At 45.9% G+C, this 13612-nt stretch carries 10 protein-coding genes; all 10 read right to left on the reverse strand.

What is annotated here, in order from left to right; translation table 11 throughout:
* Window positions 1–109: 109 nt before the first annotated feature.
* Window positions 110–1525, reverse strand: a complete 1416-nt coding sequence (locus RQP50_RS21955) for an ABC transporter substrate-binding protein (protein ID WP_227775141.1) — start codon at window positions 1523–1525, stop codon at window positions 110–112.
* A 14-nt stretch (window positions 1526–1539) separates the two neighbouring features.
* Window positions 1540–2877, reverse strand: coding sequence for an ABC transporter substrate-binding protein (locus tag RQP50_RS21960; protein WP_315746754.1), 1338 nt, complete (start codon window positions 2875–2877; stop codon window positions 1540–1542).
* A 98-nt stretch (window positions 2878–2975) separates the two neighbouring features.
* A complete protein-coding gene (locus RQP50_RS21965) occupies window positions 2976–4331 on the reverse strand; it encodes an ABC transporter substrate-binding protein (RefSeq protein WP_315746755.1) in 1356 nt (451 codons plus the stop codon).
* Window positions 4332–4365: 34 nt separating this feature from the next.
* Window positions 4366–5718 carry an ABC transporter substrate-binding protein gene (locus RQP50_RS21970; protein ID WP_315746756.1) on the reverse strand — a complete coding sequence of 451 codons (1353 nt, stop codon included), beginning with the start codon at window positions 5716–5718 and terminating at the stop codon, window positions 4366–4368.
* Between the two features lie 298 nt (window positions 5719–6016).
* A complete protein-coding gene (locus tag RQP50_RS21975) occupies window positions 6017–7414 on the reverse strand; it encodes an ABC transporter substrate-binding protein (RefSeq protein WP_315746881.1) in 1398 nt (465 codons plus the stop codon).
* Between the two features lie 75 nt (window positions 7415–7489).
* Window positions 7490–8845: an ABC transporter substrate-binding protein gene (locus RQP50_RS21980; protein WP_315746757.1), complete on the reverse strand. Its 1356-nt coding sequence runs from the start codon at window positions 8843–8845 to the stop codon at window positions 7490–7492.
* A gap of 61 nt (window positions 8846–8906) precedes the next feature.
* Window positions 8907–10241 (reverse strand): extracellular solute-binding protein, encoded by a 1335-nt coding sequence (locus RQP50_RS21985; RefSeq protein ID WP_315746758.1) that lies wholly within the window; start codon window positions 10239–10241, stop codon window positions 8907–8909.
* Between the two features lie 75 nt (window positions 10242–10316).
* Window positions 10317–11684 (reverse strand): ABC transporter substrate-binding protein, encoded by a 1368-nt coding sequence (locus RQP50_RS21990; protein WP_315746759.1) that lies wholly within the window; start codon window positions 11682–11684, stop codon window positions 10317–10319.
* Between the two features lie 33 nt (window positions 11685–11717).
* The gene (locus RQP50_RS21995; protein ID WP_315746760.1) at window positions 11718–12893 is read right to left on the reverse strand and encodes a DUF4179 domain-containing protein; all 1176 of its coding nucleotides are present in this window, start codon (window positions 12891–12893) and stop codon (window positions 11718–11720) included.
* On the reverse strand, window positions 12868–13446 hold the full coding sequence (locus tag RQP50_RS22000; RefSeq protein WP_315746761.1) for an RNA polymerase sigma factor: 579 nt from the start codon (window positions 13444–13446) through the stop codon (window positions 12868–12870). Before RQP50_RS22000 ends, RQP50_RS21995 begins: the two co-directional genes overlap by 26 nt.
* Window positions 13447–13612: the final 166 nt, after the last annotated feature.

Below are 13612 nucleotides of genomic sequence, written 5' to 3' on the forward strand. Positions count from 1 at the left end.
AAAGAACAAGCACTGATTTCGGTTTGAGTCAAAATTGTGCACAAAAAAAGATCGAGAGCAGGAACATTTCGTCGTCCCTGCTCTCGATCTTTTTCTGAACCATTTACTATTACTGCTTGGTTTCCCGCGACCTATCCAATATCTCTTGTCCCTTGATTTGAAGCTCGGCAACTGCATCGTCCAGTGTTTTCTCTTTTTCAATCACAGAATTCAATGCATCCGACAGTAAAGCATCAAATTCGGAATGGAAACCCGCCGGAATACTCTTTTTATCAGACACTCCACTGACTTGCATTGGCTTTAACAGATAGAACGCATCCGTTTCCCGCCCTCTAAAATCCTTGAAATAGTCTGACCGCGTGGGGAGCGTATCGTTCATTGCCTTCCCCGCAACCTGTGCCATTTCCGGACCATTCACGAACTTGACAAATTCCCAAGCCGCCCGCTTATTCGGAGAATCCGCTGATATGGCATAGATTTCCGACAATTTCACGTAAGCCGATTCATCGGGCATAGCAGGATTAACAGGTGCGGCCGCGATGCCCCAGTCGATCTCCGGGGTCTTCGAATAGTAGGGAATATCCCGCAAGAAGGAAGCAAACCACGGCGCTTGAATCGTCATGGCTGCATGACCCATGTAGAACATCTCGTTAGATCGGCTGTACTGCTTCAAGTAGTCTCTATGTTTCTCATAGTCGGCGTCATCGTATCCATCAAGCTGTTCGCCTTCCTTCATTGGAGGAGGAGCATAAGCCGCATGATTGCGGACGGCATCTGCCGTCATCTTCATCGCTTCTTTCCAACCATCCGAATCGATCAACAGCTTGCCTGATTTCGCATCAACTAGCTTAAGTGCCGATGCAGCAGCGATATCATACAACAAACTTGCTGGACCTCTCGTTTGATACAAGCCAAACACTTGCTTCTTTCCCGATTCGACACTCGCAAATCTCTCTGCCAGATCAAGAAGCTCCTTCCACGTCATTTTCCCGTTTGGCGGCTCGATTTGATACTTCTTGAACAAATTGCGATTATAATAGATGACATTTGTCTCGAAGGATGGAGTAAGCCCGTACAACTTTCCGTTCCCTTTTGCCCGCAGCCTATCGATAAGTCCAGGCATGAATCCGTCCAGCTTGTATTGATCCTGGCTAATAGCCGGCTCTATGTCATACAACCTTCCTTCTTGAGCGAAGGCCTCAAACATGCTTTCATTCAAAAACAGTACGTCCGGCTTATATTTGTCGAGCAGCTTTTTCTTCTCCTCGGTCAAATTGAATGCCCCGTTTTTCTCCGCATCATCAAACAATTCCGCTTCACTGATAACCTCAATATCAATGTCAGGGTTCATCATTTTAAAGAAGTTCCCATAATCACTATAAAATCGATCTTCATCTTGATAGACGACCCTGATCTTCCCCTTGCCGTCCTTTAATGGCGCAAGCTCTGATCGTTCTCCGAAGCAGCCGCTTAAAAGAGACATGATCGTCAGCAGCATAATGATGCTCTTCCCATTTTTCAACACGTTCCACACGCTCCCTATTTTGCCTTGTCCTTGTTTGCTGATTCTCGTACTTTCATTAGCAATTCCTGTGCTTTCACCTCAAGAGCAGCTGCCGCCTCATCAACTGTTTTCTCGTTCGCGACGACGGCATCCAACTCCACACGCAGCAGCTTATCGAATGATGGGAAGAACCCGGATGGGATACGCTCATCTCTCTCAATGTTGTTCTCCGCCCTGATCTTTGGCATATAGTACGGGTCCGTACTTCTGCCCTTTATGTCCTTCATATAGCCGTTGCGCGAAGGAAGCTGGCCCTTAAGTGTACGAGAGCGGGCCTGCGCCATTTCCGGGCCATTCACGAACTTGACGAATTCCCAGGCTGCACGCTTGTTGGCTGAGTCGGCTGCAACTGCATAGATGAATTCAAAGTCGATACTTGAAGAATCCATTGCAGGATCTATTGGCGCTGTAACGACACCCCAATCTTTCTTGTTATTGATAAGCTCCAGGGATGTGTAAGCATTGCTAATCATCATCGCAGCTTGATCATTATAAAAATAACTTTTTTGCGAATAAATCTGGCCTTCCGGATGGAAAAATACCGTTTTGCTGCGCATCGCATCTGTTGTCTGCTTGATCGCTTTTTTCCAGCCCTCAGTGTTCAGAATCACCTTCTCTCCCTTCGGATCGAACAGCCTCAATCCAGAGGTATCGGCGATTCTGAACAAGAAGTAGCGTAAGCTTCCTATCCATTCGTAGTACCCGTGCACCTTACTTTCGCCGCTTCCAATATTGGCAAATCTTTCAGACAAATCAAACACTTCCTGCCAGGTCATATTGTTCTTTGGCGGTTCGATGTGATGCTCTTTGAACAATGCTGCGTTATAGTATAAAGCCTGTCGATCCACATAAGGAGCAAGCCCATACAGCTTGCCATTGCCTAAGCTTTTAATTCTGTCGATTACCCCTGGCAAAAAGCCCTGCATATCATAGTCGTCCTGCCGGATTACATCATCTAACTCATACAACATGCCATTTTTCGCAAATGATTGAAACATATTTGTCTCCATCCTTAATACGTCAGCACCGGAGTTTTTCAGCAGTTTCTTCATTTCCGCGTCCCAATCTTCTCCGCTAATCATAGGGCCGAGATTTTTGAGCACCTGAACCTGAGGGATGACTTCAACTTCAATCTGCGGATATTTCATATGAAAATACTTCCCGTAATCGCGGTAGAAGGCGTCCTCATCCTGGTAGACCACCTTGATTTTGCTTGGCTGCAATGGCTCAAGCACTTCCTTCTTGCCGAAGCAACCGCTCATTAGGGAAACGATCGTCAACAGCAGAATTGCAACTTTCCATCTATGATGCATATTTTTCTAGCTCCTTTTTTTGATTAAACCTGTACGAAGTAGCGAACCCTTTGCTTCTTCTATTGTGAAATATAAATACAGATTTCTTATGAAGCCTTTTAAGGCTTCTTCTCCGCTGCTTCGCGCGCTTTTAGGAGTACCTCTTGCCCCTTGATCTCCAGCTCGGCTAACGCTTCGTCCACTGATTTCTTATTATCAATAACAGCTTGCATCTCTTCCTGCAGCGGCTTATCGAACAATCGGAAGAAGACATCTGGAACATGCTCATTCATCCATATCGTGTTCCCCTGCTTGACCTTCAGCAGATAGAAGGCTTCCGTGCTCTTGCCGTCGATTTCCTTTGCATAGCCGGTACGTGAGGGGAGCGAGCCGTTTATTGTTCTTGAACGAGATTGGGCCATTTCCTCTCCATTCACGAACTTGACGAATTCCCAGGCTGCACGTTTATTCGGCGAGTCGGCTGCAATTGCAGCGATTTCGAAAAGAGAAATGGATTGCGATGGCTCCGCAGGATCAATCGGCACCGTGACCGCGCCCCAATCTATCGGCTTCTCCCCCTCCACATAAGTAGGCCGCTGCTTCAATTCCATCATCACGAAGGAATTCGCAATCATCATTGCGGCTTTCCCTTCGAAAAAGTAGCTTTTTTGTGTATACACTTGACTCTCAGGATGGAAATAGACCGATTTATTGCGTACCGCACCCACTGCCAGCTTCATTGCATCTTTCCAGCCCTCTGAATTTAGAAGCACCTTTTCTCCCTTTGGATCGAACAGTCTTAAGCCGGATGTATCAGCGATTTGATACATCAGCCTGCCTGGGTCTCCGAAGTATTCATACAAGCCGTACACCTTATTGTCGCCAGCACCAATATTAGAAAATCTCGCAGCCAAATCAAATAGTTCCTGCCAGGTCATGCTGTTCCTCGGTGGTTCGATTTGATGCTCCTTAAATAAGGCCTTGTTATAATATAGAACCTCCCTGTTGAAGGATGGAGCCAGTCCGTACAGCTTCCCGTTGCCCAAACTTTTGATATTGTCCAGCAATCCCGGCATAAAGCCATCCACATCATACTCATCCTGGCGGATCGCGTCCTCCAAATCATACAGCTTGCCATCTTGGGCAAAGAGCTTGAATATATAATCGTCCAGTAAAAATACATCCGCGCCCGAGCTCTCCAGCAGCTTCTTTTTTTCTACAAAATAGTCATCCGCATTAATGATTTTCCCAAGCTTTTTCAGCAGCTGCATCTCGGGAATAACCTCGACCTCAATTTGCGGATATTTCATTTGAAAATACTTCCCGTAATCGCGGTAGAAGGCGTCCTCATCCCGGTAGACCACCTTGATTTTGCTTGGCTGCAGCGGTTCCAGCACTTCCTTCTTGCCCAAGCAACCGCTCATTAAGAAAACGATCGTTAGCAGCAGGATCGTTATTTTCCATTTGTGATGCACGTTTCCCCACCCTTTACATTCCTTATGTGTTTCCTTATGTGTTTCCTTTTGTCTTCTGTTTTGCTTCTTCTTGCAATTTTGATAATAGCTCCTGCCCCTTTATCTCCAAGGCGGCAGCCGCTTCATCTACTGACTTCTTGTGATCGATAACGGCCTGAAGCTCTTCCTCCAGCGTCTTATAGAACTTCCCGAAGAAAGGAATTGGAACATAGTCATTCATCCAGACGCTGTTGTGCTGAGTCTTCAGCATATAGAACGGTTCCATGCTCTTGCCCTTGAATTCCTTCAAATAACCGGTACGTGAAGGTAAATTACCAGTCATCGTCCGTGATCGGGCATGAGCCATTTCCGATCCGCTTGTAAACTTGACGAATTCCCAAGCAGCGCGCTTGTTGGTCGAATTCGCAGAAACCGCAAAAAGCGGATAAAAGGAAACATTCGTCGATTCCACCCCAGGCTCAATTGGGACAGTGACGACCTCCCAATCTACCGGCTCACCATCGTTAAATCTAACGGCATATGTAGCAGGAGGGCCGGATATAGTCATCGCAGCCACACCATCATCAAAAAAGTCGCTTTTTGACGAATACATCTGATCTTCTGGACGGAAATAAACCGCATTGTTGCGAACGGCATCCACAGCCATTTTCATTGCTTTTTTCCAGCCATCCGAATTGATGAGCACCTTCTTCCCCTTCGGATCGAAAAGCTTTAAGCCTGAAGTATCGGCGATATCGAACATCAAATTGCCTGCATGGCCATTCGAAAAGTACAAGCCATGCACAGGACGGTTTCCATTTTTAACATTAGAAAATCTCGCTGCTAATTGCAGCACCTCTTCCCAGGTCATCTTGTTCGTCGGCGGATCAATTTGATTTTCCTTGAACAATTTTGTGTTATAGTACAGAGCTCCAATGCTTACTTGTGGAGCCAGCCCATACAGCTTCCCGTTGCCCAGATTTTTGATCGAATCGATAAGTCCCGGCATAAACTCCTCGATATTATAGCCGTCCTGCCGGATGGCTTCTTCAATGTCATAGAGTTTGCCGTCGGTGGCGAACTGCTTGAACATTCCGCTGTCCAGCATATATACATCTGCGTCCGTTTTTTCGAGCAGCTTCTTTACTTCCGCCTCGTATTCATCCGCGTGAATCATCTTCCCGAGATTTTTGAGCACCTGAACCTGCGGAATGACTTCAACCTCAATCTGCGGATATTTCATATTGAAGTACTTTCCGTAATCACGGTAAAATGCGTCCTCATCTTGATAGACCAGCTTGATCTTGCTTGGCTTAATCGGTTCCAATACTTCCTTCTTCCCCATGCAGCCGCCTATGAATGACATGACCAATACGAGTAGAACTGCAATTCTCCAACCTTTGTTCATGTTTCTTACTCCCCCTCTCCATCTCCGTTTTTCTCCATTTCTGTTCTTTTCCTCGGGGCAGGAAATCGTCTCAGTTTTACTCTTCCAAGAAGCTTTCCTAATATATAACAATCCGGATCATGTGAAATGTGACGCATTGCGAAATTTATTGGGACAGAGGGCGTCAGCTATCGGTGAACCGTACGCTTGAAGCAAGTCAGTGCAAGTCATTTGATGTCAATCTCAATAGGTCAGCAAATAAAAAAATCCGTCAAAGTGTGGACTTTAACGGATTTCAAGACATTCGGATCAGTCTATTTTATTTGTTATTTTTGCCGTGCATTTGTTTCTCTTGTTGTAGTTCATGCGCGACCCGCAGCGCTTCTTGGCCCTTCGTCTGCAGTTCATTCACCGCCTCATCCACCGATTTCTCATTGTCAATAATGGCCTGCAGCGCCTCATTCAGCATTGGCCGGAAAGAACTGCTATAGTCATCAGGAACGTTATTGTTGCCCCACAGCGCATCAAATACGGACAGTTCCTTCGGTTTCAATGTATAGAATGCTCCCGTGCTTCTGCCGTCCAATTCCTTGAAATATTCCGGCCGTGAAGGGATCGTGGGGATCATGCCAACAGTCGTTCGAGCTGCCACCTTGGCCATGTCCGCGCCGTTTATAAATTTAACGAGTTCCCACGCGGCCTCCTTATTGTCGGAATCAGCTGCAATCGCATAAATTTCGCGAATGATTATATTTCCGGTTTCATCGGGTGTCGCAGGATCGACTGGAGTTGTCACGACATCCCAATTGATTTTCTCAGCTTTCTTATCCCTTAGATGCTCCAAATCCCACGGTGTTCCCAGCTTCATTGCAGCCTGACCTGTGAAGAAGAGCCCTTTCCCCGGTTCAATGGGCTGAGGACCTTTCGTGGCCGGTGGAATATACAGCGCCTTGCTCCGCACTGCATCCGTCGCCTGCTGGATGGCCTCCTTCCAGCCCTCCGAGTTGATCAACAGCTGCTCTCCCTTGGCATCGAACATCCTCAAGCCAGTTGAGGAAGCAATCGAATACATCATGCTGTCTGCTCCGCCATATTCTTGGGCTAACGCATACAAAGGCTTATCTTTACTACTGGCATTCGCTACTCTCGCGGCCAGTTCGAAAAATTCCTTCCAGCTCATTTGATTTCGAGGAGGTTCAATATTGTGCTCCTTGAATAAATCACGATTGTAGTATAATACAGTGGTATCTATAGTGGGGGAGAGTCCGTACAGTGTCCCCTTGCCCATTGCTTTGAGCCTGTCGGTAAGACCTGGCATGAACCCTTCTACATCATAACGATCTCGCTTAATGACTCCATCAATCGCATACAGCTTGCCGCCTTGGGCAAATTCTTTGAACGATGTCTCATCCAGCAGCAATACATCGGGCTTATACTTGTCCAGCAGTTTCTGCGACTCTGTCTCAAAATCGAAATCAGGATCTCCGAACTTGGAGTACAACTCCGATTTACTCACCACTTCAACATCAATATCAGGCTGCTTCAGTTTGAACAGTTGTCCATAATCACGATTGAATGCACTTTCATCCTGATAGACGACTCTAATTGTACCTTTGACCTTATTGACGGACTCTCGTTCCGATTCTCTACCAAAACAACCACTTACCAATGACATCATAATGAGAAGCATTATCCCCATTTTCCAGTTTTTTTGCACTCGCAATTCTCTTCTCTCCCCTGTGAAATTTATGCATTTGGCTCCGCATGCACAGAACCAGATTATAAGATTGCCCTACGATTTCTTCGCTGCCGCTTCACGCGCTTTTATTAATGCTTGCTGCCCCTTCATTTCCAGCTCTGCGAGGGCTTCATCTATCGTTTTCTGTTTATCTATGATCGCTTGCATTGCTTCTGATAATAACGGGTCGAACAGGTCATTAAACCCGTGAGGAATGTTCTTATCTTCCAACAGCCTTACCCCTTCTTTTGGCTTTAGAAGATAGAATGGCTCCGTGCTTCTGCCTTCCAGATCTTTAAAATAGCCTGTGCGCGTCGGCAGCTTCCCGTTATTCCCCAGCGTGGCGACCTGAGCCATGTCCGTTCCATTTATGAATTGGATAAATTCCCATGCTGCCCGCTTATTTTCAGAATTTGCGGATATCGCATAAATTTCTGACAAATGCACATAGGCAGATTCATTCGGGTTGGCCGGATCGACTGGTGTCGTAACAATACCCCAATCGATCTTCGGCGTTTTTTCATACATCGGAACTTCTTTCAAACGAACAGTGAACCAGGACTCTTGAAATGTCATCGCGGCTTTTTCTTGATGAAAAGGCTCGTAAAAACGATCCCTGCGCTCATTGTTGGCGTCTTGCTCCGGAATGTACACGGACTTATTGCGGATCGCATCAGCAGTCATCGTTACAGCTTCCTTCCAGCCCTCGGATTGAATAAGCAGTTTCTCTCCTTTAGCGTCAACCAGTCGAAGCCCAGAGGCAGCCGCAATATTATACAACAGCTTTTCGGGCTTCTCCGTTTGATACAGGCCATATACCCCCTCGTTCCCGAATCGGCCAGCTAAGTTCAACAATTCTTTCCAACTCATTTTGTCTCGCGGCGGTTCGATATTGTATTCTTTGAACAGCCCGCGATTGTAATACAACACAGGAGTTTCGAAATAGGGCGCCAATCCGAATAGCTTTCCGTTCCCCTTCTCTTTCAACCTATCGATAAGCCCAGGCATGAATCCGTCAATATCATATTTATCCTGGTTGATGACCATATCGAGGTCATACAGCCTCCCATCCTGGGCAAAGGCTTCGAACATGCTCTCATTTAACAGCAATACATCAGGCTTATACTTCTCTATTACTCTCTTCTTTTCTTCATTTAATTCAAAGGAAGAATTCTGCTCGGATTGTTCAAATAACTCATCCTGAGCAATCACTTCAACTTCAATATCCGGATATTTCATTAGAAATAAATTCCCATAATCCCGATTGAATGATTCCTCATCCTGATACACGATCTTAAGCTTCCCTTTGCCGTCTTTCAGCGGCGCCATCTCTGAATTTCCGCCAAAGCATCCACCCAATAGTGACGTGATTGTCAGCAATAGAAGTACAAGTTTATATTTTCTATGCATAATTCGCTCGCTTCCCCTTTTATTGTCGTTCGTGACATGATGTATATGTGGAGTACATAGCTCATCGCTTCCTATCAACGATTCCTCTTTTTCCGGTTTCACTGCGTGCTTGCATCAGCACCGCTTGTCCTTTTTCCTCCAACACGGCGGCTGCTTCATCAACCGTTTTTCGATTCTCAATCACTGCCTGCATTTCTGCTCGCATCGGCTCCACGAACATGCGGAAAAAGGGCTCCGGAACATGAGCGTTCCCCCATTTTTTCGCTGTTTCCCTCACTTTTAGCATATAGAAGGCTTCTAGGCTTTTTCCGTCGTATTCCTTCAAAAATCCTGTCCGCGACGGCAATGTCCCGTTATATGTTTTGGAATTGGATTTCGCCATGTCTGCACCGTTTACGAACTTGACCAGCTCCCAAGCTGCCCTCTTATTGGAAGAAGCGGCTGATATGGCGAAGATTTCACGTGAAGATATATTCACGGACTCATCATTTGAATGGACGGGCATGGTTGCGATGCCCCAATTCATTTGGATACCGTTCTGCTTGAGCGACAGCATGAGATCTGGCGAACCAAATATCATGGCCGCTTCTTTGTTCATAAAATGTTTGTTGCTGCCATTCGAATTTAGAATCACCGACCCGCTGCGGACTCCATCCGTGACGAGCTTCATGACGCTTTTCCAGCCGTCCGTATTGATAAGCACATGATCTGCCTTCTCATCAAATAGCCTCAAGCCAGAATCGAAGCCGATATTCAGTACCTCGCGTCCGGGATCGGAATAGGTTTCCTCCAAGCCGTACACGTGCTGGCCGCTACTTCCTGAACCCGCAAATCTTGCTGCCAGTTCCATTAGTTCTTGCCAGGTCATTTTATTTCTCGGCGGTTCAACCTGATATTCCTTGAACAGATCCGCATTGTAGTACAGAGCATGTACGATGACGCGCGGCACAAGACCGTACAGATCACCCTTGCCTAACGCTTTGAGCTTGTCGATAAGTCCAGGCATAAACCCATCCACATCGAAGTTATCTTGATGAATGGCTGTCTCCAAGTTATATAGCTTACCCTCCTCAACGAAGGCTTTGAACATCTCCTCATCTAACAGCAATACATCAGGACTGTATGTATTCAGGAACTTCCTTGTCGCTTCCTTATAATCAGTAACATGATTGAATTCGGTGATGAGCTTCGATTTGCTGATCACTTCCACGTCGATTTGTGGAAATTGTAATTTGAAGTACTTCCCGTAATCCTCATAGAATGATTCCTCATCGAGATAGACGACCTTGATTGTTCCTGCCTGAAGTGGCTCGAGTTCTTCTTTTTGTTCAGCGCAACTGCTCAACAGGGATAAAATCGTCAGCATGAAAATTCCCGTTCTCCATACCCTTTTCATAGATATCCTCCTACTCTCCTTCTCACCTATTTATCGCAACAGACCCGACGCTTACCAATACGGGTGCTCATGTGTTTACTTAGCAGTTGGATCACTCGGATGCGTTTTGTTCTGTAATTGGCGTAATGCAGCTTGCCCCTTCTCCTTTAGTTCGGCAGCGGCTTGGTCTACTGTTTTCTTCCCGTCAATGACCGCTTGCAGTTCTTCCGACAAGATTGGTTCGAAAACGAGAAAGAAATCACGAGGTACATTCCGGTTGTCCCATATGCCGTCTTTCATCTGCGGTTTCAATTGATAGAACGGCTCTGTTACTGTTGAATCAAAATCATTCAGATTGCCCATGCGCGTCGGCGCGTAGTCATAAACAAAGCGTTGGAAGTATGTCCCCATTGTTTCCTTGCCATTGATGAATTTGACGAATTCCATCGCAGCCTGCTTGTTATCAGAATCTGCTGCTACTGCATACACATAGGGCAGCTTCATATTCGCCTCTGCCAACTTCGGATTGCCAGGCGGCGACAGGACGCCCCATTTTTTGTGTAATTTTCTCTTATCGTCCGGCTGCATCACATCTTTATGAATAAAGGATGGATCACCGATTAACATGGCAGAATCCCCATCTAAAAAAATCCCATCATGGGTCATGTTGCGCTCTTTGGGATGAACGAGCAGCGCACGGCTTCTCACTGCTTCTGTCATTTTCTTTATGACATGCTTCCATCCGTCTGTATCGATCAGCAGCTTCTCCCCCTTCTCGTCGAACAAGCTCAGTCCGGAAGAAGAACCGATCTGGTACATCATCGCCGGGGCGGCGGAGTACGTATGATAAATGCCGTGAAAATCCCGCTTCCCCGAACCGGGATCGGAGATTTGTCCAGCCAGCTCCAGCACCTCATCCCATGTCATATTGCTTCGTGGAGGAGATATATGATGCTTCTCGAACAGATCCTTATTGTAAAATAAGACTTGTCTGTAGAAAAAGGGCGCTATTCCATACAGCTTCCCGTCTCCTCTGCTCTTCATTCGGTCGATCAGTCCAGGCATAAATTCGTTTAGATGAAAGCTTTCATCTTGCAGATCGGCCTCCATGTCATAGAGTTTCCCTTCCCGGGCGGTATCCGCGAACAGGTTCTCATCAACAACAATGACATCCGCCTTGTGCTTGTCTAGGAACTTTTTCTGCCCCTCGTAAAACTCATCGAGAGATTTTCCATCCTTGAACTTGGCGAACTCGTTCGTCTGGACAATAAATTCGATTTGATCCACTGGATAGTTCATCATTTTTATTTTGCCGATATCGACATAGTACGCATCTTCATCCTGATACAGCACCTTGATTTTGCTTGTCTGTATGGACTCGTCATGCTCTAGCGTCTTGCCGGCACATCCACTTATCAATGCGATTATCATAAGGAGTGTGATTGTGACTCTCGATTTCCCCATACTTGCTGCCTCTCCTTCCTCGCTCCTAAGACGCTATTCCTTTTCTAGCTCTATGGTGAACTCTAGCTCTTTCATATAATGTTTTTCGATTTCCCGGGCTTCTAAAGACTCATAATCATACAAAAAAGGCTTGATCGTAATCGACTTCGGTTTTTGCCGGAATGGCTCGAACATCAAATCCAATCCATAATCATTCGACTCTTCGTACTTATTAGCTAATCCTCCAAGTCCCGCATCTATCAGTCCTTTCGCCTTGTTCCCCTGATCATCGAACACGTCTGCACTGAACAGCAGGTTATCGCGCAGTCCAAAGTCTTTTTTCGGACCTATAAATTTATCGGGAACATGCTGCATTTCTCCTCTTCCTCTCAGCATCACTCGTGTCGTGATTGGGGTTAACTCCAATTTCTCAAGCGACAGGCTAAGACCGTCATAGGATCTCGTGATATTCTCTGTAAAATTAATATTTTTCGTATTCTTCTTCACCGGAATATTGAACATGAACACCTCCCGAACTCCCGATAATGATACATTCATGCGGATATTGAACTCATCGGGTAGTGATTTCGGCTCGCTGCTGAGATTTCCATTTCTCGTTACGGAAGGTTCACTCCTACTTACTGAGAAACCAGAATCTGGGTCTCCAGGAGTTTGGTACATGCTTAAACTTAAGTCGTATGTTATCTCCTCAAGTGAAGAGTCTAAGAAACGAATTCGACGAATTACTCCCTTATCGTCCGTTAAAGAGGGACTGAATAGATAGGAAGATATGTTGTCTCCTTCACGCTCCCATGTAAAAGCCAAGCGGATGCCATCATAAACCATGTTTTTAATCCGAAGCGTTACCCCGTCATGGGTGATGGATTGATTGATTTTCGTAACCAGATTGTTATCAACCGCATAAGAAAGGCCAAAATCGCCGGTTTGCTGGAACACGACGCCAATAAAGGGCAGCTTGCTTAAAGCATGCGCCATCGTTGATGAGACGAACCCGCTTCCAACTACACCACCGCTAATAACGGCTGCTAAGGAGGTAGCGATCAATGCTGGCTTCCAGATTGATTTCTTCTTCGCTGCTTTTTCTTCCCGAATCCGATTCATGATCCGATGACTGTATGTATAGACCGGCATTTCGGTATCGTGAATGATTTGTTCAAGCTGATTTATTTCTTGATCGGTCAGCTTAGTTCGGTTGGACCATTTCGCCATTCGCAAAGACCTCCTTATCGTTATTTCGAAGCTTCGTACGCAGCCGCTCATATTTCTTGCGAATCGCAGCTGGATTACTGCCCATAATGTCCGCTATGTCAGTAAAGCTATATTGCTCAACTGCTCGAAGCAGCAGAATATGCCTTTCCTCCACTGTCAATAGTTCGAGCATATTCTCAATGATTGCTGCATGATTGATAGGAACAGGATTAGGTGCAATCTCTCTACTGCGCAAGAGCAGCCGATACCAGCGTTTTCTCTTCTTCAGTACATTCATGCTGTGGTTATATGCAATCTTATACAGCCAAGCCGAAAAGTTCGTGTTCTGTATGTATTGATTCAGATTGCGGTAGGCCTGTAGGAAAATCTCCTGCAAAGCATCTTCTGCTTCTTCTCGATTCGTTAATAGATAATAGCAATAGCTGTACATTTGCCTCTCGAAATGATGAATAAGGATTGCAAAAGCTTCATCATCTCCTTCCTGCACCTTCACAACAATTGCCTCAATAAATTGCTGCTTCTGTTGTCGTTCACCCGGGCTGGATAGTTCCACAGGTTCACCTCCCTTGATGCTCTCCAACCTCTATAACAACCGTAATCTCCGATTTGTGACACGTGGCCAAAAATAAAAAAACAGATAGCGCCAACCGAATAGTTGTTCTATCCGATTGGCGCATACTGCTTATCCATTCCGGTATTCAATTCAAAAGATTTGTTCA

Origin of the sequence: Paenibacillus suaedae, assembly GCF_032337355.1 — a bacterium.
Classification (GTDB): domain Bacteria; phylum Bacillota; class Bacilli; order Paenibacillales; family Paenibacillaceae; genus Paenibacillus_B; species Paenibacillus_B suaedae.